Annotated in this window: 16 protein-coding genes; all 16 read left to right on the top strand. The window is 35.5% G+C overall.

Features of this window, described 5'->3' with window-relative positions:
- Positions 1-2 precede the first annotated feature (2 nt).
- The 16 genes from CKV67_RS11330 (at position 3) to CKV67_RS11255 (ending at position 23,836) form a co-directional block, all read left to right on the top strand.
- On the top strand, positions 3-1,079 hold the full coding sequence (locus CKV67_RS11330) for an ABC transporter ATP-binding protein (RefSeq protein WP_014093514.1): 1,077 nt from the start codon (positions 3-5) through the stop codon (positions 1,077-1,079).
- A complete protein-coding gene (locus tag CKV67_RS11325; RefSeq protein ID WP_014093513.1) occupies positions 1,076-2,038 on the top strand; it encodes an ABC transporter ATP-binding protein in 963 nt (320 codons plus the stop codon). Before CKV67_RS11330 ends, CKV67_RS11325 begins: the two co-directional genes overlap by 4 nt.
- Before the next feature lie 319 nt (positions 2,039-2,357).
- Positions 2,358-2,753, top strand: a complete 396-nt coding sequence (gene spxA / locus CKV67_RS11320; protein ID WP_003720569.1) for a transcriptional regulator SpxA — start codon at positions 2,358-2,360, stop codon at positions 2,751-2,753.
- A 231-nt stretch (positions 2,754-2,984) separates the two neighbouring features.
- Positions 2,985-3,638 (top strand): adaptor protein MecA, encoded by a 654-nt coding sequence (gene mecA / locus CKV67_RS11315; RefSeq protein WP_025280051.1) that lies wholly within the window; start codon positions 2,985-2,987, stop codon positions 3,636-3,638.
- Between the two features lie 125 nt (positions 3,639-3,763).
- Positions 3,764-4,879: a competence protein CoiA family protein gene (locus CKV67_RS11310; RefSeq protein WP_025280050.1), complete on the top strand. Its 1,116-nt coding sequence runs from the start codon at positions 3,764-3,766 to the stop codon at positions 4,877-4,879.
- A gap of 74 nt (positions 4,880-4,953) precedes the next feature.
- Positions 4,954-6,759, top strand: coding sequence for an oligoendopeptidase F (gene pepF / locus CKV67_RS11305; RefSeq protein WP_014093510.1), 1,806 nt, complete (start codon positions 4,954-4,956; stop codon positions 6,757-6,759).
- 272 nt (positions 6,760-7,031) lie between these two features.
- Positions 7,032-7,304: a DUF3116 family protein gene (locus CKV67_RS11300; protein WP_014093509.1), complete on the top strand. Its 273-nt coding sequence runs from the start codon at positions 7,032-7,034 to the stop codon at positions 7,302-7,304.
- Between the two features lie 194 nt (positions 7,305-7,498).
- The gene (isdC, locus tag CKV67_RS11295; RefSeq protein WP_014093508.1) at positions 7,499-8,122 is read left to right on the top strand and encodes a heme uptake protein IsdC; all 624 of its coding nucleotides are present in this window, start codon (positions 7,499-7,501) and stop codon (positions 8,120-8,122) included.
- Positions 8,123-8,134: 12 nt separating this feature from the next.
- Positions 8,135-9,844 carry an NEAT domain-containing protein gene (locus tag CKV67_RS11290; protein WP_014093507.1) on the top strand — a complete coding sequence of 570 codons (1,710 nt, stop codon included), beginning with the start codon at positions 8,135-8,137 and terminating at the stop codon, positions 9,842-9,844.
- A gap of 88 nt (positions 9,845-9,932) precedes the next feature.
- Positions 9,933-10,805, top strand: a complete 873-nt coding sequence (gene isdE / locus CKV67_RS11285; RefSeq protein WP_014093506.1) for a heme ABC transporter substrate-binding protein IsdE — start codon at positions 9,933-9,935, stop codon at positions 10,803-10,805.
- Positions 10,795-11,784 carry a FecCD family ABC transporter permease gene (locus CKV67_RS11280; protein ID WP_014093505.1) on the top strand — a complete coding sequence of 330 codons (990 nt, stop codon included), beginning with the start codon at positions 10,795-10,797 and terminating at the stop codon, positions 11,782-11,784. Before isdE ends, CKV67_RS11280 begins: the two co-directional genes overlap by 11 nt.
- A complete protein-coding gene (locus CKV67_RS11275) occupies positions 11,765-12,544 on the top strand; it encodes an ABC transporter ATP-binding protein (protein WP_014093504.1) in 780 nt (259 codons plus the stop codon). Before CKV67_RS11280 ends, CKV67_RS11275 begins: the two co-directional genes overlap by 20 nt.
- A gap of 4 nt (positions 12,545-12,548) precedes the next feature.
- A complete protein-coding gene (srtB, locus tag CKV67_RS11270; protein WP_014093503.1) occupies positions 12,549-13,289 on the top strand; it encodes a class B sortase in 741 nt (246 codons plus the stop codon).
- Positions 13,290-13,352: 63 nt separating this feature from the next.
- Positions 13,353-13,829 carry a siphovirus Gp157 family protein gene (locus CKV67_RS11265; RefSeq protein WP_014093502.1) on the top strand — a complete coding sequence of 159 codons (477 nt, stop codon included), beginning with the start codon at positions 13,353-13,355 and terminating at the stop codon, positions 13,827-13,829.
- A 461-nt stretch (positions 13,830-14,290) separates the two neighbouring features.
- A complete protein-coding gene (locus CKV67_RS11260) occupies positions 14,291-18,604 on the top strand; it encodes a SpaA isopeptide-forming pilin-related protein (RefSeq protein WP_025280049.1) in 4,314 nt (1,437 codons plus the stop codon).
- Between the two features lie 378 nt (positions 18,605-18,982).
- On the top strand, positions 18,983-23,836 hold the full coding sequence (locus CKV67_RS11255; RefSeq protein WP_014093500.1) for a SpaA isopeptide-forming pilin-related protein: 4,854 nt from the start codon (positions 18,983-18,985) through the stop codon (positions 23,834-23,836).
- Positions 23,837-23,846 lie beyond the last annotated feature (10 nt).

The following is a 23,846-nucleotide window of genomic DNA, read 5'->3' as shown; positions in this document are numbered from 1 at the left end:
AAATGGAAAAGCTATTAGAAGTGAAAGATTTAAATATTTCATTCCACACATATGCCGGAGAAGTAAAGGCGATTCGTGGAGTTAATTTTGATTTGTATAAAGGTGAAACGTTAGCGATTGTTGGCGAATCTGGTTCTGGAAAATCAGTAACGACCAAATCGATTATGCGTCTGCTTCCTGAAGGTAACTCAGAAATTAAAAGTGGTCAAATTTTATTTAACGGAATGGATATCGCTAAAGCTCATGAAAAAGAAATGCAAAAAATTCGTGGAAAAGATATAGCAATGATTTTCCAAGATCCAATGACATCACTAAATCCTACGATGACAATTGGTAAGCAAATTTCTGAACCACTTATTAAGCACCAAAAAATTAGCAAATCAGAAGCTCACAAAACAGCGTTACGTTTACTTCAATTAGTTGGGATTCCGAATGCAGAAGAACGGATTAAACAATATCCTCACCAATTTTCTGGTGGGATGCGTCAACGGGTTGTTATTGCGATTTCCCTTGCTTGTAATCCGCAAATCCTGATTGCTGACGAACCAACTACTGCACTTGATGTAACTATTCAAGCACAAATTTTAGACTTAATGAAAGATTTACAGAAAAAAATTGATACATCCATTATCTTTATTACCCATGATCTTGGCGTTGTAGCAAATGTTGCAGACCGAGTTGCTGTTATGTACGGTGGTAAAATTGTGGAAATTGGCACGGTTGATGAAATTTTCTATAATCCGCAACATCCTTACACTTGGGGATTAATTAGTTCTATGCCTACCTTGGATACAGATGATGAAGAATTATTTGTTATTCCTGGTACGCCTCCAGACTTGCTTCATCCTCCAAAAGGAGACGCATTTGCCGCTCGTAATAAATATGCAATGCAAATTGACCTTGAAGAAGAGCCACCACTATTTAAGGTGTCTGATACACATTATGCGGCTACATGGTTACTTCACCCAGATGCACCAGAAGTAACGCCTCCTGATGCTGTATTACGTCGCCAAGAACAGTTTGCGGAACTTCATCCTGGCATGCAAGCTGTCCATGCGAAGGGGGTAGAAGTAGAATGACGGAGCAAAAAGAAAAATTATTAGAAATTCATAATCTAAAGCAATACTTTAACAAAGGTACTGCAAGTGAAGTACGTGCTGTTGATGATATTTCTTTTGATATTTATAAAGGTGAGACACTTGGATTAGTTGGGGAATCTGGTTGTGGTAAATCAACAACTGGACGTACTATTATTCGTTTGTACGATGCGACTGGTGGAGAAGTCATTTACAATGGTAAAGATGTGCATGCACGTAAAAGCCGTAAAGAAATGCTTGAGTTCCGTCGTAAAATGCAAATGATTTTCCAAGATCCATACGCGTCTTTAAATCCGCGTATGAAAGTAAAAGATATCATTGCAGAAGGTATCCGTATCCATGGACTTGCTAAAACGCCTGAAGAAACAAATCAACAAGTATATGATTTGTTGGAAACAGTTGGTTTAAGTAAAGAACATGCTGGTCGTTATCCACATGAATTCTCTGGTGGTCAACGTCAACGTATTGGTATTGCCCGTGCGCTTGCTGTTCAACCAGAATTTATCATTGCTGATGAACCTATTTCTGCCCTTGATGTATCTATTCAAGCACAAGTAGTTAACTTATTACGTCAATTACAAAAAGAAAAAAATCTAACTTACCTTTTTATCGCCCATGATTTATCGATGGTTAAATACATTAGTGACCGCATCGGTGTAATGTATTTTGGTAAATTAGTAGAGTTAGCACCGGCCAATGATTTATATCATGCGCCATTACATCCTTATACGGAATCACTTTTATCCGCAATTCCTTTGCCAGACCCGAATTATGAGCGGACTCGTGTGCGTAAAGCGTATGATCCAACGTCTCATAACTATAAAGATGGCGATGAAATTAAAATGCGTGAAATCGCTCCTGGACATTTTGTTTATTGTTCAGAAGAAGAAGAAGTAATGTATAAAGAGAAGCATGCTAAATTATCTGCTGCTGCTAAATAATTAATAATGTCACTCGTCGAATCAATTTCGGCGAGTGTTTTTGTTCAAAATGAAAATTCTCATGAAATTCTCATAAAAAAGCTAATTTTTTCATGTGATTTTAGTTTAAACAAGTTATAGTAGGGGTATCATATACATAACGGCATGCTAACAATGGTTTTACATATTTGGGAAGAAAAATTTTAAAAATAGTATATGGAATTTCACAAAATTAGTGTATAATGAAGTGTAAGTTCTTTAATGAATTTTCCAAATAGAGATATTGCTAGAATTTCGTTATATGAATGAAACAATACCCGATAAGGAGTGTGAATGTCTAATGGTAACGTTATACACTTCACCTAGTTGCACATCTTGCCGAAAAGCTCGTGCATGGTTGGAAGAACATGATATCCCTTATAAGGAAAGAAACATTTTTTCCGAGCCACTTAGTTTGGATGAGATTAAAGAAATTCTTCGTATGACTGAGGACGGAACTGATGAAATTATCTCCACTCGTTCAAAAACTTTCCAAAAGTTGAATGTGGATTTAGATAGTCTTCCTTTGCAACAACTATTTGAATTAATCCAGAAAAATCCTGGCTTATTAAGACGACCTATCATTATTGATGAGAAACGTTTACAAGTTGGGTACAATGAAGATGAAATTCGCCGTTTCTTACCGCGCCGAGTACGCACGTATCAATTACGTGAAGCGCAAAAAATGGTTAACTAAGATTGATAAAAGTGGTTGCCAAGGATTCCATTCAATTGGATTCTTGGCACTTTTTTTGTAATTTGAGTAATTGTTCTTGAATTTTTTTAGTTTTTCAGCTAATATAATAATCCACCATGACAATCTGAGGAAAAATGGTGGTACTATTTTCTATTATGAGCTACAATGAATTTAACCAATTAAGTTTCACCCTTCATTGTCAATGACTAAGTAGGAAGGGAGAGTGTGACGATGGAAATTGAACGAATTAATGAAGATACAATTAAGTTTTATATCTCTTATCTGGATTTAGAAGAGCGCGGTTTTAACCAAGAAGACGTTTGGTATGATCGCGAGAAAAGCGAAGAGCTTTTCTGGGATATGATGGATGAGCTGAAATATGAAGAAGAGTTCTCTCCAGAAGGTCCGCTCTGGATACAAGTCCAAGCTTTAAAACATGGCTTAGAAGTATTTGTAACAAAAGCTACAATTGGTGGAAAAGGAGAGGGTGGCTTTGATGTCACGCTAAACTCCCCAGACGAGCTTGCAGAAGAAAAAATCGAAAAACTACTCGAAGAAAACTTCAACCCAGTGAAGAAAGAAGCACTTGGAGAAGATGATACGCTAGAGTTTATTTTAGAGTTCCGTGATTTTGAAGATGTTATTTCGTTATCACGTGCAACCGGACTAGAAAATCTAGTAACAAAATTATACTCGTATCAAGAGAAGTATTATTTGAATGTAGAGTTTCCTGAAAATAAGTATGATGAATCTAACATTGACAATGCCGTTAGTATTTTACTTGAGTACGGTTTAGAGTCGAATTTAACTAGTTATATGCTAGCAGAGTACGGAAAAATCATCTTTGACGTTCCTGCATTACAGCAAGTAAGACAATACTTTTAAATCAATATTTTAAGACCCGTTTTGGCTGGAAAACCAGCTAGACGGGTCTTTTTTTTGATTTTAATAATGAAGCAGGAAAACAGTCAGTTGTTGTCGAATAATATTAGTAAAGAGGTAATTGGAGAGTGATAATCATTTTTACAGCGAGAAACGACCGAGGAGAAACATTTACTATTACTAAAACAAATGTGCAGCGTATTCGTCAAGAAGGCAAATTATTTTGTAAAGCTTGCTCAAGCCCGGTAATGATTAAAGCAGGTGAAATTAAAATACCCCACTTTGCCCATGAAAAATCAAGCCAGTGCGCATTTGCTTCTGAAGGAGAAAGTGAGCGACATTTACTCGCTAAAAGCCAAATTATGTCATGGTTCTGTTATCAAGGTATTGCTGCTACGTTAGAACATTATTTTCCTAAGATTGCAAGACAAGCTGATTTGTTTGTAAGCGATAAATCAGTGATTGAATTCCAGTGCTCCTCCGTGCCAATTAGCGAGATGATTAGAAGGACAATGGACTATTTATCACTTGATTTAGAGGTGTACTGGATACTTGGGCAAACAATTAGGAAGGTAAAGGGTCGCATTCATTTAACCGCATTTCAGCTGGCATTTTTACAATCTGATCCAAAGCTAGGTTATCATTTTTGGCATTATTCTCCAGAGCAAGAAATTTTCACATTGTTTTATCACTTAACGTTTGAGAGAGGGAATACTTTTTTTGCTAGCGAAATGCATTTTTCATCAAAAGAAAACATGAATGAATGGAAACAAAAAATAACTCGAATTATTTCGAGGAATGCTTATGTGAAAAGAGACAGATTATTAGAACGGCAAAAGATTTGTTTTTATTATGCCCAATTTAAAAAGCATGGGCAATTTATGCGCCGCTTATATAATGCTGGTTATTATTTACATTATTTACCGAAAGAGATTGGTGTGGATTTAGATGCACAATTCTTAGTTATTACGCCAGCTATTGAATGGCAATTTGATTTATGGGATATTTTCTTTAATCGACTTGAACAAGGCGATACATTTAGTGAAGCTTATTTTTTAGAGAAATTTCAATTAGTAGTAAAGCAAGTGAGAACAATTTGGTTACCAACTAATGAGCACTTGAAACTAGGAAAAGCTTACATTGCTTATTTGGTTGGGCTGGGAGTAATAGCAGCGATACCGGGAAATCGTTATCGAGTGAAACGTGCGATGACATGTATTCATGAAACTGTATCAGAAATATAATCATCTGTTTTGCTTTTTTAGTTATTTTGGCTCATAATAAAATCAAAATGACTATGGTTAGGGGTTTTTAAATAATGAGTAAAACAAATGCATTACCTTTAAGAGAAGAAGTACCAAAAGAGTTAACGTGGGATTTAACGACGATTTATCCAAGTGATGAAGCATGGGAAGAAGCGTTTGTAGAATTACAAAAAATTGCAGAAGAAAGTACTAAATTTAAAGGGCGTCTAGCAGATAGTAGTCAAACACTATATGAAGCGCTGCAATTTCGTGATAAAGCATATGATTTAATTAGTAACTTGTATGTCTATGCTCATTTAAAAATGGATCAAGATACAGCTAATGCAAAATATCAAGGGCTACATAGTCGGGCAGGTAGTTTAGTGACTAAGTTGATGTCAGCATTATCTTACTATGATCCAGAAATCTTAGCAATGGATGAAACGGTTTTAAAACAGTTTGTAGAAGAGAATCCAGACTTACAATTATATGCGCACCTTTTGGAAGAACTAAATCTTAGTCGCCCATATATTTTAAGTGAGAAGGAAGAAGCTTTACTTGCAAATGCAGGAGAAGTTCTTGGAAGTTCATCTAATACATTTAATACGCTAAATAATGCGGACATGAAGTTCCCAACCATTAAAGACGAAGATGGTGAAGAGATAGAAATCACACATGGCCGTTTTGGGAAATTATTAGAAAGTAATGACCCGCGTGTGCGTAGAGATGCTTTTCTAGGTGTTTATTCTGTTTATGAAGGGCTAAAAAACACACTAGCTTCAACATTAAACGGTCAAGTGAAAAAATCTAATTTTTATGCGACTACTCGAGGTTATCAATCAGCACGTGAAGCAGCCCTTTCTGGCAATCATATCCCTGAAACAGTATATGATTCGTTGCTTACGTCTGTAAATGCGAATGCAACTTTACTTCATCGTTATGTGAAGTTACGTAAGGAGCTATTAGGGTTAGAAGAATTGCATATGTATGATCTTTATACACCGCTTTCGGATGATGTTAATTTAGAATTCACTTATGATGAGGCAAAAGAACTTGTACTTGAAGCATTAAAGCCACTTGGAGAAGAGTATCAGGAAATCTTAAAAGAAGCTTTTGACAGTCGTTGGATTGATGTCATGGAAAATAAAGGAAAACGAAGTGGTGCCTATTCTTCCGGCTCTTATAGTACGAATCCTTATATTTTGTTGAATTGGCAGGATAATATTAATAATGTATACACACTTGCGCATGAACTTGGTCACAGTGTGCATAGTTACTATACTAGAAAAAACCAGCCATTTGTATATGGTGATTACTCAATTTTCTTAGCAGAAGTAGCTTCCACTACCAATGAAAATCTTTTGACTGATTACTTGCTTAAAAAATATAAAGATCCGAAAGTGCGTGCTTATCTACTGAATCATTATTTAGATGGATTTAAAGGGACTGTTTTCCGTCAGACGCAGTTTGCTGAGTTTGAGCATACTATCCATCAAGCAGATCAAAATGGTATTGCGTTAACTGCAGATTACCTAACTGAAACTTACTTTGATATTAATAAAAAGTATTATGGTGAGGCAATGGTTTATGATGAGGAAATCGGTTATGAATGGTCTCGCATTCCACATTTCTATATGAACTATTATGTTTTCCAATATGCTACCGGCTTTTCGGCTGCTTCAGCGCTTAGTGCAAAAATTTTGACAGAAGGGCAATCCGCTGTAACGGCATACATTGACTTTTTGAAGGCTGGGAGTTCGGATTATCCTATCGATGTGCTTAAAAAAGCGGGTGTGGATATGGCTACTCCAGGCCCAGTAGATGATGCGTTAAAAGTATTTGAGCAAAGACTAGATGAATTAGAAAAATTGGTAAAATAAACTAGACTGTCAAGAAGGCGCGGAAATTTCGTGTCTTTTTGATTTGCCTAATGTGAGTGAAGGTTCTCAAAATGAAATATAAAAATAGATATGTGAACTATTGAATTAAAGTGATTTATATGGTATATTATAACCGTGAAATAAATCACAAACAAATACCCCCTTTATTTGATTGTGTGAATTTCTCCTTTTGATTGCGCTGTAAGAAGCCGTGGCCTTGTGCTACGGCTTTTTACGTTATCAGCTTGAAATGACAAAAAAAGGTGGTTAAAATGATATTTGAAGATAAAAAGTTGTTGAAAGAAGTGCTTCTTTTTGCGAAAAATGAAGATACAAAAATTAATGACATGTCACTAGAGGTTATTGATTTTGGAGAATTGAGAAAATACACGAAAAATGAGGTGTTACTTACACTTTATTGCCTAGAGGAGAATGGTTATTTATCTCGAAATAATAAGCTAACGGAGAAACGCTATTCGTTAACCTTAAAAGGGGATTTGTTGTTTGAACAGTTTTCTAATAATATGGAAATGAAAGAAGAATGATAGAACCACGGATAAGCATCGTAAATCCGTGGTTTTTTGTAGCTTTCACAAGAAAAATTAAAATACAGTTGACAATGATAATCATTATCAATTAAAATAGTGATTAACGGATGAAGTTACATAACTTTTACTTCACAATATTTTGTGGAGGTTTTTATAACTAACATTTTTTATTAAAGAGGGGAGATAGATGTATGAAGAAGATTGCAGTATTCGTTGCTTTTATAGTTTTGTTTAGTTTTTCTTTTCTTTCTAGTGGTTTGACGGCACAAGCAGCAATTAATGATGGGACTTATTCGATTAATTACACGGTGCTTCAAGGTGACAGTGGTTCTGCGTCAATGGCGAACGATTATTTTGATAAACCAGCAACCGTAACGATAAATGGAGGGAAATTTACTGTTAGCTTACAAGTGAACCATAGTAAGTGGATTACAGGCTTGTGGGTCGAAGGTAGTGCGGTTAGTGTAACTTCTAGTAGTACTGCAAATGATACTAGAAAAGTACAATTTCCAGTATCCACTTTAAGTAGTCCAGTTAAAGCAAAAATTAAGGTAGATATTGATGATGATGGACTGAATTATCACCATGAGTATCAAATTCAATTAAAGTTTGACGAGAGTTCAGCAAAATCACTTGCTGCAGCGATAAAATCATCTGATGATGGTGCAACAAAAGAAGTTACTACTAATGAATCAAAAACAGAAGTAGCAAACCCGAAATCAAGTGACTCTAGTCAAATGTTCTTATATGGCATTGTTTTTGTTGCAGCGGGAATAGGTTTAGTTTTACTAAAAAGACGAGCAAGTTTTAAATAAAGGAGGATTATTATGAAGAAACTATGGAAAAAAGGCTTAGTACCGCTACTCGCATTGACACTTATTTTTCAAATGATACCTGGATTTTCAGCTAGTGCAGCTGATTCAAGGCTAAAAGATGGCGGAGAATATCAGGTTCAAGTAAATTTTTATAAAGATAACACCGGGAAAACAACGAAAGAATCATCCGAGGCAGATAAATATATTGATCATACCGCTACAATCAAAGTGGAAAATGGTCAACCGTATATGTACTTAACCATTACAAATAGCAATTTCTGGCAAACAATGGCTGTTTCAAAAGATGGAACTCGTCCAGCGAAACCTGCACAAGCAGAAGTATATCAAGGTAGCTATCAAGATGTACAAACAGTTAGCATAGATGCAACAAATAACACACGTGTAGAGAAGTTCAAGCTAAGTTCGCTTGATGATATTATATACTCGTATATGCATATTAAAGTAGATGCAATTAGCTATGATCACTGGTATCAAGTGGATTTAACCATTGATCCAAGTAGCTTGAAAGTGATTTCTGAACCTGCTGTTACCACGCCTGTGACACTTTCAGACGGTATTTATACCATTCCTTTCGTAGCTAAAAAAGCGAATGATGACACTAATTCAAGCATGCAAAATTATTTTGACAATCCAGCATGGTTGAAAGTTAAAAATGGTAAGAAAACAATTGCAATGACAGTCAATGATAACAAGACTGTGACAGCTCTGAAAACACAATTAGCAGGAGCATTACAAGATGTAAAAGTTATTTCAGAAGATAAGGATGCAAATACAAGAATAGTGGAAATTGAAGTGGAAGATTTAAACCAACCACTTGCTGCACATGTTAATTATGAAGCGCCATTTAATGGTGGAGTTTATAAAGGAAAAGCAGATTTTCGTTATGTTTTTGATACAGCAAAGGCGGTTACAGCTAGTTCATATCCTGGAACGGATGTGACTCCACCTGTAATTGACCCAGAAAAACCAACTCCGCCAGTAACGAAACCTAATCCTGATCCAGGGATAACGAATCCGCCAGTTACAACCACGCCAACTAAACCAGTTGTAGTGGATCCTAAAAATCTATTAAATAAACATACGTATTCGATTGATTTTGATGTGTTTAAAGATGGGACCGCAGAAACTTCCATGATGGAAAGTTACGTGATGAAACCAGCCATGATTAAAGTGGAAAATAACCAGCCTTATGTATATTTAACTTTAACAAATAGTAGTTGGATCAAAACATTTCAATATAAACAAAATGGTGTTTGGAAAGATATGGAAGTAGTTTCTGGTGATTTAAATAAAAATACTAGAAGCGTAAAATATCCTGTAAAAGACGGAACAGCTAATACAGATGTAAGAACGCATGTTTTAATTGAAGATATGCCTGGCTTTTCTTATGATCATGAATATATTGTTCAAGTAAAACTGAATGCAGCAACTATTAAAGACATTACAGGAACAGATGTCACTTTAAAAGAACCGGCGAAAAACGATCTTTTAAATACAAATAATATGTCTAATAATGCTGGACCTAAATTACCGAAACCGGATTTTGACGACACAAAAACTGTTCAGAAAGCGACAACAGAAAACAAAGCAGAGAAGAATGCAAAAACAAGTGATACTTCTAGTATGGCATGGTATATTACATTATTTGTAGCTTCCTTCCTTTATTTAGCTTATCGTTTGAAACGTAAAAGAATAAGTTAATAAAACTGGTAAGAGCGAGTTAGGTGGAGGTTTTTCCTTTACTTGGCTCGCTTTACCGATTTTATTTAATAACTGGGGGAAATAATTTATGAAAAAAATAATGCTTTTATGTATGGCGTTACTGCTTTTGTTAGTAGGTTGTGGCAAGGAAGAGGCTGCTGAAAAACAAACGGAAACAATAGAGCAAACACCCAAAATTGTCACTACTACGGTCGTAATCACGGAAATTATGGATAAACTTGATTTACCGCTTGTTGGTATTCCTACAAGTTCCAAAAAAATGCCAGAGCGTTATGCAAAAGTGGAGGAAACTGGGTCGCCAATGGGGCCGGATTTAGAAATTATTCGGATGTTGAAGCCAGATGTTGTTCTTTCCACGAAAACACTCGAGGCTGATTTAAAATCAGGATTCGCAGGAGCTAATTTGCAAACAGAGTTTTTAGATTTTACTAGTTTAGACTCGATGCAAAAGGAGATTAGTAAACTTGGAAAAGAATTCGACCGAGACAAAGAAGCAACAAAATTAAATGAAGATTTATCAACCAAAGTAAATCAAGTGAAAAAAAGTGTTTCTAAAAAAGAACAACCCTCTGTCTTAATATTAATGGGAGTACCTGGTAGTTACTTAGTTGTGACGGAACATGCTTACATAGGTGATTTAGTGAAAATTGCTGGAGGAAAAAATATTATAACAAATCAAAAAGTAGAATATTTGGCTTCTAACACGGAATATTTACAGAATGCTAATCCAGATATTATTTTGCGTGCAGCTCATGGAATGCCAGCTGAGGTCGTAAACATGTTTAATGAAGAGTTTAAAACTAATGATATTTGGAAACATTTCGATGCGGTGAAAAATAATCGTGTCTATGACTTGGATGAAAATTTATTTGGAATGACAGCTAGTTTGAATGCGCCAGCTGCACTTCAAGAAATGGAAAAGATGCTTTATGACAATTAAGCAAAAAAGTTATTTTGGGATAGTTGCAGTATTATTAATCGGGACATTTCTATGGGCGATACAAGCAGGGAGTTTATCAGTATCTATTCCAGAATTCATCAAAGGGCTTTTTACTGGTGGAAATGAGACGGTGGAAGTCATTATTGATTTGCGATTTCCTCGAATTATACTTGCTTTACTGGCGGGTGCTGCTTTATCCGTTTCTGGGTTATTACTTCAGGCTGTGATGCGCAATCCGCTTGCTGATGCAGGAGTAATTGGTATTTCCGCTGGGGCAAAGTTTTTTAGCTTTGTGATTCTTTTATTTTTACCGGAATTATATTTTTGGTTACCACTTTTTTCCTTTATTGGCGGAGCACTTGCTTGTTTTTTAGTGTTTTTCTTTAGTTATCGTTCTGACTTTAATCCGCTTCGTTTTATTATTATTGGTATTGCAATTAATGCAGTATTTACAGGCCTGAGTGATGCACTTTCTTCCCAGGTGGCGCTTATTTCTAGTCAAACAGCAAGTAATGCAGCGAGTTTGGCGATGAAAAAGTGGTCGGATGTAGAAACATTATTTATCTATGTTGCCCTTGGTCTGATTTGTGCATGGGTGCTTGCTAAATGGTGTAATGTATTAGGGCTTGAAAATAAAATGGCTCGTGGTTTTGGAGTCCCAGTAAACCGGACGAGAATCTGGTTAGCTCTAATTGCTGTGCTACTTGCTTCTATTACAACGGCTATCGTAGGTGTTATTGCTTTTGTTGGTTTACTCGTGCCGCATATTGCTAGAAAACTGGTTGGTGGGAATTATCAAATATTGGTTCCATTTTCGATTTTATTTGGGGCACTTTTACTCTTAGTAGCAGATACGATTGGCAGAACATTATTCGAGCAAATGGAAATTCCGGCTTCCGTGATTATGCTTATTATCGGTGGACCATTCTTAATCTTTTTAATGCGAAAGGGTGATTTTTATGGAAGTAAAGGACGTTAGTTTTAGCTATAATTCTGCAGAACCTACTCTAAAAAATGTCTCATTTACGATCCAAAAAAATAAAATCACTACCATTGTTGGGCCAAATGGTAGTGGGAAGTCAACCTTGTTAGAAATACTTGCTCGACTACTTGAACCTGATACGGGAGAAGTTTTATTAGAAGGAAAATCAATTTTTGAGTGGAAAGCCAAAAAATTTGCTCAAAATGTGGCGATTGTACATCAAAATAATATTTTGCCAAGTGAGTTGACAGTAAAGAAATTGCTTTATTTTGGGAGGCTTCCTTATAAAAACTGGCGAATCACTAGAACTAAAGAAGACGATTTGGCAGTCGAATCAGCATTAATTCAAACAGAGCTAGTTGAAAAAGCAGATAAACTGGTGGAAAGTCTTTCAGGTGGGGAGCGACAACGGGTTTTTGTTGCTACTGCCTTAGTTCAGGAAACACCCATTTTGCTGTTAGATGAACCTACCACATTTCTTGATATGTACTACCAACTTGAAATCTTAGAGTTGATAAAAAGGTTAAACAAGGACGAGAATTTAACGATTGTGATGATTTTACATGATTTAAACCAAGCGCTAGCGTATAGCGACCAATTGATTGTGATGAAAGACGGTGCGGTAGTTGCAAAAGGAGAATCTAAAGAACTTTTAACAACAGAGCTAATTGCTGAAACATACGGAGTTTATGCCAATATTGTAGAAGATGGGAATCAAGGTACGTACATTGTTCCAAAAAGGCGAAAGGAGTTTTGATAATATGAAATCAAAATCGTTTTTAGGGAAAAGTGTTACGTTGATTGTATTAGCTGTTTTTCTTTTTTCGGGTTGGAAAATTGGATCTGAACTATATGAAAACAAGCATAATCGTTCCATTTTAGATGATGCAAAAGCTGTTTATACAGAACAAGTAACTACTACTAATGTAACTGGGGAAGTGAGAGATGAACTTAAGTCCTTGCAGCAGCTTAATAAAGATATGGCTGGTTGGTTAACTTTGGATGATACAGAAATAGATTACCCTATTTTACAAAGTACAGATAATGACTATTATTTACACCATAATTATAAGAATGAGCAAGCGAGGGCAGGTAGTATTTTTAAGGATTATCGCAATACAAATGAATTCTTAGATAAAAATACCATAATATACGGGCATAATATGAAAGACGGTTCCATGTTTGCTGATTTGAGGAAGTATTTAGATAAAGATTTTTTAGCAGAACATCCAACTTTTACTTATGAATCGGCACTCCAAAATTATCAGGTAGAAATTTTTGCTATCTATGAAACGACAACAGACTTCTATTATATAGAAACAGAATTTCCAGATAAACTAGATTTTGAAAAATATTTACAAAAAGTGAAACAACAATCAATCTATCAATCCAACGTCGAAGTAACTGAAGCTGATCGAATTATTACACTTTCTACTTGTGATACAGAGAAAGATTATGAAAAAGGACGCATGGTTATTCAAGGGAAGTTAGTAGCAAACTGAGAAAGCACCAAAGGAAGGGCAGCTTCTTTTGGGCTTTTTTTCTTTTTGGAAAGGATGAGTTGGATGAAATTATATGAGCTAACTGATAATTATTTACGTGTGCAAGAACTTTTAGAAGAAAATAGAACTGAGGCACTAGAAGATACACTAGATGCGATTACAGATGGTTTTCATGATAAAGCGGAGAATGTTGCTAAAATAGTTAAGTCGTTAATGGCGGACGCTGAAATGGCTGGAATGGAGAGCAAACGATTACTAAAGCGTAAACAAACTTTAGAGAATAATGCTTGGAAGCTAAAAGCATATTTGCAATTGGAGATGGAAAGACTAGAAATTAAGAAAATTAATAGTACTCTCTTTACTATTCAAATTCAGAAAAATCCAGCTAGCGTAGAAGTCACGGATGAAACTTTGCTTAAGCCGTTCTTTTTATTACAAGAACCCAAAATCGATAAAAAGCGGATTGCTGAATTACTCAAGTCAGGAAATGAAGTTGAGGGGGCAATATTGGTAGAAAGTGAATCACTTCGGATACGATAAATGGACCGACCAAAGATAATCAGCATCTTTGGTTGTTTTTTTATTAACAGAAGTTAAAAACGCATAAAAAATTAAGGATAATGTCCTTATATGGTTAGTTTTGTTCACTAAAAAGTCAATAAAACCGGTTTTTTTAGCATTTTTTTCTAAACTGAACAAAATTTTTATCCTGCATGAGTAAATAGTAACTAATCAATCTATGGCGATATTCACAGGTTGATAAAAAATATAATGGATTAAAGTGCTGGTGTATAAGGGATTATGCGTAAGTTTTCAAATCATTAAAAAGTTGATTTTTCTTCCTGATAAAATATTTTTTGTGATATGATAATTATTTTGTTCACCAAAATGTCACAATTGGTGTTTTTTTGGTTCTTTGAGAACGTTTTAGTTATTTGTAGCTTGATATAATTCAGTGTGTTATATGCGAAAAAACTCGTATTTAAGGAGGGAAAAGCAAAGTGAGAAAATTTACTCAATGGAAAAAAATACTTATTGCAGCAGTTATCGGGCTACTGGTGTTCCAAAATGTTTCGCCAGTCCTAGCAACGATAACGGAAGATGAGCCAGCACAAGCAAGCTTGAAAATAACTAAAGAAGATAAAGAGACGAATGAAAAAGTGAATGGTTCTACTTTCGAAATTAAAAATAAAGCAACGGGAGAAACCAAAGCACTTTCTATACAGGCGGACGGGGTCGGTACAGAAGATTCACTTTCAGCTGGGGATTATGTTGTGAAGGAAAAAACTGCAGCACCAGGTTATACTTTAGATAAAGAAGAGTATAATGTAATTCTGACTAACAAAGAAGAAGTGGTGACATCCGTTTCCGCTAAAGAAGCCACTACAGCGAATGAAGGGCAGACAACAAAAGAAGAACAAACAACAGCACCTGAGAAAAAATCAGTTGCTAGCAATAATTTAAAAGCAGCGATTACAGATAATATTTTTAAAGAAGTAGTTCTAAAAGATGGAACTGGAATGGAAATTAAAACTTCTAATCGAATCCAAAATGGTAGTGGTGTTGTTTTAGATATGAATTTTGGATTTACTGGAAAAAATTATAAAGCAGGGGATACATATACTACTGTTTTACCAGATGCTTTTAACTTTGGGAATAAAAACCTAAGTGGAAATTTCTTACCTTCCACAGAAGCAGAATGGAGTTTAAATGTAACTACGCGTGAATTAACCATTACTTTCTTAAAAGATGGTGTTCAAGAAGGCGATTATGATATTAGCATTAGTACTGCTTTTAAAGTATTTACTGCATCCGAGGAAACTGTGCAAGATGTTGTCTTTAAAACGGCAGGAAAAGATACCGTTTACCAAATTGAGGTAGTACCTGTAGTTACTTATCCGACAACAGTTAGTGTGAAAGCAACCCCAGGAGTAGTTAATCCTAATAAAGTTAGTGTTGATGCGAAATTCAACTTAACGAAAGAAACAGACGCAAAGGGTGAATTGAAATTATCTGATTACTCATCTGGTGGTACAACAACAATTGATCGATCCAGTATAAAAGTTTATTCTAGTAGTGTCAGTGCTGGTGGAACATTTATCGGAACGAAAAAAGAACTAACAGAAGGAACAGATTATACGTTAACTTATACGACGACAGGTTTAACCGTCACACTGAATGGTGGCCTAGCAGGAAAAGGTTATCAAGTAACCTATGACCGAACAATTAACCAACCAAGTACTTCCTTATCCTATGTTTCCACACAAGCACAAACGACAGGAGATTCAGGTATTCTATCTAGCAATTCCGCCTATGTTTACTTGACGATGACCAACTACAAGCATATAGAGAAAAAAGCGACTTATAATGGCTCTACCCAAAGTATTGACTGGACCATTAATTTCAACTATGACCAAGATGAATTATCTCCATCTACTGTTCTTACAGATGTTTTAGCAGATAATGATGTGGAATATGTGGGTGACTCTCTTAAAATAACCCCCGTAACATTTAATGCAACCACAGGAGCACCGATTATTGGAACAACAGATGCGTCAGGTGACTGGGAGACATCCGCCATATCAGCCAATGGGAACTTTGATTTAACGTATAAAGATACTAATACCAATGCTTATCAAATTACCTATTCTACTAAAATAACAGACTTTAGTGATCGTAAAATTAAAAATGAAATTACAGATGAAAATGGTGTGTCTGCTGATGCAACCATTGCGATTCAACCTGATTTACTGAAAAAAGAAGCAGGGAGTATCGATTACTTTAATAACACGATGACATGGAAGATTACAGCGAATGCAGATAGAATCACTATGACTAATCTTAATATTACAGATGAATTTTCTACTGGGGTAAAAAGTTTAGCTAGTTATGATGTTTATGCCTATACAGACAATACAAATCGCGTTTTACTAACGGAAGGTGTAGATTATACAATTAATAAAGATATAACGCCAAAAGGCTTCTACATTCAGCTTATTGGAGATTATAAAGTAACCAATAAAAGAATTGTAGTAGATATGGTAACCAATATCGATTTAAATGATGTAACGAAAACAATTGATAACAAAGCATCAATTTCGTACTATGATGGTGGCGTAATCAAATATGTCGACGAAGTAAGTGCTTCGATGACACCAAATTCAAGTATTATGACAAATGGTGGCAAATATGGTTCTTATAATTCAACAACAGGAAATATTGATTGGATTGTTTCTGTCAATGCGATGTCTAAAGACTATGAGAATTTAATTTTTGATGATGATATTCCAACTGGATTATCTTATGTCGAAGGTTCGTTAAAGTACCGAAATGTTGCTTCGTCAACTGAACTATTAAATTTATATGTTCCTTTAAATTCCACTGGGACATTAGCTGCTTCTGGTGACGACAATTATCCAACAAAAGTGGAGACAACTAGTCAAAAACTACATTTAGAATTTGCTAATATGGGGACATCACGTGTCTTTATTAAATATAGTACAAAACCGGATGATAATTGGTATTTTTACAAATATGTAACGAATACGGCCAAGGTTTCTGATAATGGTGTAGGTGAAAAAAGCTACACTTATCAAGCATATGCAAGTCATGTTTATAGCGCAATTACAAAAACAGGTAGTATTGACCCAGCTTATGATAATAAAGTTAACTGGACAGTAGAGCTAGCAAATATTGCTCCAAATCGTCCTGTAGAAAATCCGACTATTTTAGATACGCTAACAACTGGAGCTACAGGCGCCCAAGTTGTAAAAAGTAGTTTTAAAGTAGTTAATAGTTCGACTGGCGAGACAATTGATTCTAAATATTACGATATTACGTATACAGATAACAATTTTACGATTCAATTTAAGGACTATACAGCGACAGCTCCAATCAAAGTAACTTATAGCACTGTTAGTTTGATGTCAGGAATTATTACCAATAAAGCGACTGCTGCATCCAATGATTATGGCGCTTTACCAGCAACCTATAAATCAGCTAGCAGATCTGTTGCACCAGCATTTACCATTGGGAGTGGCAGTGGAATGGCAACAGTCGGCTCACTCGAAGTTACCAAAGTAGACCAAGCGGATAATACGAAAAAATTAGATGGTGCTAAATTTCAACTCTATACGCTTGATGGCGAAACGGCTGGGCAGGAAGGCATAACCAATTCAGAAGGGAAAGTTCTCTTTGATGGACTTCAATCTGGAAAATATAAATTAGTGGAAACCGAGGCACCAGTTGGTTACGCAATTAGTGATGAATACAAAAATGGAAAAGAAGTAACCGTTGGAGCAGACGGTACAGTTGCAAGCTACACTGTCGAAAATGCTCAAGCAAATGGCAGTGTTGTTTTAACAAAATTAGATAGCAAATCAAGAAGTAACTTAGAAGGTGCAGAGTTTGAATTACAAACAAAACAAGGTGCAAGCTTAAAAACAAATGGTGTCACTGGAGTAAACGGTCAATTAAGAATAGATGATTTAGCACCAGGAGATTATCAATTAGTGGAAGTAAAAGCACCAACAGGGTACAAATTAGATGCAACCCCAGTCGAATTCACGATTGAATTTAACCAACAAGAACCAATTCAAGTAACGAAAGTAAATACAATGAATAAAGGTTCTGTTATTTTAACTAAAATAGATGGTCAAACCAAGGCGCCTCTTGCTGATGCGACGTTTAAATTAGTTGATGAAGATAATAACGTTACTGAAAACCTAATAACAGATAAGGACGGGAAACTTGAATTGACGGATTTGGCACCAGGAGATTACCAATTAATCGAAACGAAAGCACCAGTTGGTTATGAACTAGACACCGTTCCTGTAGACGTCAAAATCATTTTTGATCAGCAAACGAAAGCCCAAGTAACTAAAACCAATACGAAAAAAGTGGTTAGTGGTTCTATCACAGTGGAATTTATTGATACAAAAGGAAACAAACTAGCAGAACAAGAAATTCATACAGGCGTAGTTGGCGAGAACTATAAAATTGATGCAAAAGAAATTAAAAACTACGAACTTGTAAAAGATGCTAGCAACAAGATTGGCGCATATAAAGAAACACCGCAAAATATTACATTTGTTTATGACAAAACAAAACAACCAATCAAGGTCGATCCAGTAGACCCAACAAAACCAAGCAATCCAACAACCTCAGACAAACCTGCTGCAAAAGTGGAAACATCGGTAAATCTTCCTTCTACTGGAGATGAATTCCCGTATGAAGTTATTTTTACGGGATTCCTTGTCAGTGCATTCGCTCTCTTCCTACTAAGAAAAACGAGAAAGCACACAAATAAAATATAAAAGGCTAGGTTAAAATGAGCCGATCACCAGCACTTAGATCAAAAATCTAACTGCTGATGGTCGGTATTTTTTAGCTAAAAAGTAATATTTGTCTCTATAGAATAGTAAAAATAGTCCATACTCTTAAAATTTTAGCCCGAAAATAAGGAATATTATTGAAGTGCATGATTTTTGAAGTGCCAGAAATTCGTTGTTATGAAAAGAATTGTAGCTATTTTGGATAGATCTAAACCTAAAAAACCAGGCCCTTTTATTAATTTGCAAAAATGTCAAATAAACCATTATTTCTTTCCCTTTTCAGTACTAAAGTGATATTTATTCTCTGTTATAATTTATAAAGTTACTAGCTATATGCCGGTAATTAGGAGGAGAAACATCATGAAAAACATTTTGCAATGGAAAAAAATATTAATTGTTACCGTTATTGGGCTACTTGCACTCCAAAATATTTCACCAGTTTCGGCAACGATAACAGAAGAAGCTTCAGAACTAACAACACTTAAAATTATAAAAGAAGATAAAGATACAAAAGAAAAAGTGAATGGTTCTATTTTCGAACTGAAAGATAAAGAGACAGGAGAAATTAAAGAGCTTCCTATACAAGAAAACGGGGTGGTTACAGATGAATCACTTCCAGCTGGGGAGTACGTTGTAAGAGAAAAAACAGCTGCACCGGGCTATATGCTAGATGAAAATGAGTATAATGTAACATTAAACGATAAAGAAGAAGAAGTTACGTCTATTTCTGCAAAAGAAGAGAAAATTACGAATAAAGCAGAAGAAACAATTGTATCTGGAAAAAAATCGGTTGCAAGAAAGAATTTAAAAGCAGCTATATCGGAAAATATCTTTAGAAAAGTAACGCTTAAAGATGGAAAAGAACTTAACAACACAGAACGAATTAAGAATGGTAGTGGTGTTGTTTTAGATATGAACTTTGGCTTTTCAGGAAAAAACTATAAAGCTGGAGATACTTTTACAACCGTTTTGCCAGATGTCTTTAATTTTGGTACAAATAACTTAAGTGGTAACTTTTTACCATCCACTGAAGCAGAATGGTCCTTAAACGTGAAGACCAATGCTTTGACTATTACCTTCTTAACAGATGGCGTTCAAGAAGGTGATTACGATGTTAATATTAGTACAGCTTTTAAAAGGTTTACAACAACAGATAAAACCGGAAAAAATGTTGTTTTTAAAACAGCAGGAGAAGATACTGTTTACCAAATTGAAATAATTCCTGATATTAGTGATCCAACTACCGTATCTATATCAGGAATACCTGAAGTAGTTAATCCAGAGAAAATAACTGTCAATGCAAAATTCAATTTAACGAAAGAAACGGATGCAAAAGGAGAATTAAAATTAATTGATTCCACTGATGGTGGGACAACGACAATAGATAGAGCAACTATCAAGGTTTATTCTTGCGACGTTAGTATAGGTGGGACACTTACCGGAACGAAAAAGGAATTAATAGAAGGAACAGACTATACACTAACTTATGAGAATAACGGATTAAGCGTTTTGCTTGATGGCGGACTTGCTGCAAATGGATACCAAGTGACTTATGATCGGACCATTAATAAACCGAGTAGTAATATAACTCATGCTACAACAGAAGCACAAACAATTGGAGAAGACGGAATGCTATCTAGTTCCTCAGCAGTTGTTTACTTGAAGATGATTAACTATAAACATCTCGAGAAGAGAGCCGTTTACAATGCTTCCACACAATGCATTGACTGGGCAATTGGTTTCAATTTTGACAAAAAAGAAATATCGCCTACTACTGTTTTGAAAGACGTTTTAGAGGATAATGGCGTCGAATATGTGGCGAACTCATTTAAAATAAATCACATAATTTTTAATTCGAGGACAGGCGCACCAATCATTGGATCTGATGCATCCAGTGACTGGACGACTTCTGCTATTTCAGCTAATGGGAATTTTGATTTAACATATAAAAATACGAGCAAGAATCCTTACCAAATCACCTATTCAACCAAAGTAACAGACTTTAGTAGCCGAGAAATTAAAAATAAAATTACGGACGAAAAGGATGTTTCTTCGGAGGCGTCGATTAGCTTTCAACCTGACTTACTGAAGAAAAAGGCGGGATTGATTGACTATTTTAATAATACAATGAAATGGACGATAACTGCTAACTCAGATAAGATTAAAATGAATCATCTTAGTATTACTGATTCGTTCTCTTCTGGTGTAAAAAGTTTAGAAAGCTATGATGTATATGCGTATACGGATAATACTAGCCGTACCTTGTTAAATGAAGGCAGGGACTATACTATTGATAAAGATATCACGCCAAAAGGTTTTTTGATTCAACTTATCGGTGATTATAGTGCAACAAACAAAAAAATCGTAGTAGAGATAAATACAAAAATTGATTTGTCTGATGTTACAAATAATATTGATAATAAGGCATTTGCTTCTTACGATGATGAGACTGGGACTTCAAGGCATATAGATGAAATAAATTCTTCAGCAACTCCAGATACAAGTGTCATGAATAACGGTGGGAAATATGGTTCTTATAATGATGCAACAGGGAATATCGATTGGATTGTTTCAGTGAACTTGATGGGAAAAGATTATGATAATTTAGTGTTTGATGATGAGATGCCGGCAGGATTGTCGCTTGTAGAAGACTCATTGCAATACCGTAATATCGATTCGACGACTGAAATGTTGAGCTTATATGTCCCTTTAAAAACAGTTGGTACACTTGCCGTACCTGGAGATAATAATTATCCAACAACGATTGATACGACAAGCAAGAAAATACATTTAGAATTTGCTAATATGGAGACTTCACGCGTCTTTATTAAATATAGTACCAAACCAGATGAAAATTGGTATTTTTTTCAATCTGTAAACAATGTAGCTAAAGTTTCAGATAATGGAGCTGGGCAAAAATTATACTCTTACAAAACTTTTGCCAATCTTAGATATTATGCAATTTCAAAAACTGCTGCTATTGCTCCCGCCTTTAATAATCAAGTACTATGGACTATGGAATTAACAAATATTGCTCCAAATCGTCCTGTAACTAATCCAATTATAACGGATACGCTAACTACAGGAGCTACTGGAGCGCAAGTAGTGAAGAGTAGTTTCAAAGTAGTTAATAGTACTACTGGAGGTACAATTGATTCAAAGTATTACGATATTACTTTTGAAGATAATAATTTTACGATTCAATTTAAAGACTATACAGCAACAGCACCTATTAAAGTGACATACAGTACAATTAGTTTGATGTCGGGAATTGTTATGAATGAAGCGAAGGTTGATTCTACTGATTATGGCGTGTTGCCAGGAGCTTATAAAAAATCCATCGCTTCTATCGCTCCTACATTTACGATGGGAAGCGGAAGTGGAATTGCCACGATTGGCTCATTAGAAATTACAAAAGTGGACCAAGCGGATAATACGAAAAAATTAGCTGGTGCTAAATTCCAACTTTATACACTGGATGGTGATGAAGCAGGGCAAGTTGGTACCACTAATGCAGAAGGTAAAATTCAATTCGATGGAATTCAATCTGGGAAATATAAATTAGTAGAGACTGAGGCGCCAGTTGGCTATACTATTAGTGATGAATATAAAGAAGGAAAAGAAGTGACTGTTAGAGCTGATGGTCAAATGACTGTCTATACGGTTGAAAATGCGCAAGTACCTGGAAGTGTTGTTTTAACAAAAGAAGATAGCGAAACAAAGATGGTGTTATCAGGAGCAGAATTCGAACTACAAACAGCAGATGGAGCGCAAGTGAAAGCGGATTTAGTATCTGACGCGGATGGTAAAATCGAGTTGACAGATTTAGCGCCAGGTGACTATCAATTTATAGAAACACAAGCGCCAACTGGTTATAAGCTAGATGCAACTCCAGTGCCGTTTACGATTGTAGTTGATCAAACGACACCTATCCAAGTAACCAAAGAAAATACAGCGAGAACAGGTAGTGCAATTTTAACAAAAGAAGATGACAAAACGAAAGCGAAGTTATCCGGAGCAGAATTTGAGTTACAAACAGCAGACGGAACGCAAGTGAAAGCGGATTTAGTATCTGACGCGGATGGTAAAATCGAGTTGACAGATTTAGCGCCAGGTGACTATCAATTTATAGAAACACAAGCGCCAACTGGTTATAAGCTAGATGCAACTCCAGTGCCGTTTATGATTGTAGTTGATCAAACGACACCTATCCAAGTAACCAAAGAAAATACAGCGAGAACAGGTAGTGCAATTTTAACAAAAGAAGATGCTAAATCTAAAATGAAGTTGTCCGGAGCAGAATTCGATTTGCAAACAGCAGACGGAACGCAAGTGAAAACGGACTTAGTAACAGACGCAGATGGTAAATTAAGCGTAGCAGATTTAGCGCCAGGGAAATACCAATTTGTAGAAGTAAAAGCACCAAATGGCTATCAGTTGGACAAGACGCCGATTGAATTTACGATTGAATTTAACCAACAAGAACCGATACAGCTAACTAAAACAAATATAATGTCTACAGGGTCTGTTACTTTAACAAAAATAGACAGCGAGACAAAAGCCCCACTTACTGGAGCAATATTTAAATTAGTTGCTGCAAATAAAACTGTTCTAGAAAACTTAACAACAGATAAGAACGGAGTAATCGAATTAACGGATTTAGCACCTGGAGGCTATCAATTAATAGAAACTAAAGCGCCAAATGACTATGAATTAGATACGACTCCAGTAAATGTGAATATTGCTTTTAATCAACAACAGTCACTTCAAGTAACAAAAGAAAACACGAAAAAAATGGTAAGTGGAACTGTAACTGTAGTGTTTGTTGATATAGCAGGAAATGAACTAGCTGCAGAAGAAATTCACACGGATGTAGTTGGTAAGCCATACAAAATAGATGCTAAAGAAATTAAAAATTACCAACTAGTGAAAGATCCTACTAACAAAGCTGGTGTATTTAAAGAAACACCACAGAAAGTTACTTTTGTGTATGCAAAAAACAAAGGACCAATTGTGGTTAATCCAAACAAATCAACGAAACCGAGAGATCCAGTAACCCCAGCCAAAAACAACAAAATGACTATAAAAGTTGAAAAATCTGCGAAGCTACCTTCTACAGGAGATAAGCTACCAGATGAAGTTATTTTTACTGGATTTATCGTTAGTGCACTTGCCCTGTTCTTACTAAGAAAAACAAGGAAGAAACACGAATAAACCAAAAAGC

The organism is Listeria ivanovii subsp. ivanovii (assembly GCF_900187025.1).
Taxonomy (GTDB): Bacteria; Bacillota; Bacilli; order Lactobacillales; family Listeriaceae; genus Listeria; species Listeria ivanovii.
The sequence above is the reverse complement of the archived record's forward strand: the minus strand, read 5'-3'. Positions and strand labels throughout refer to the sequence as shown.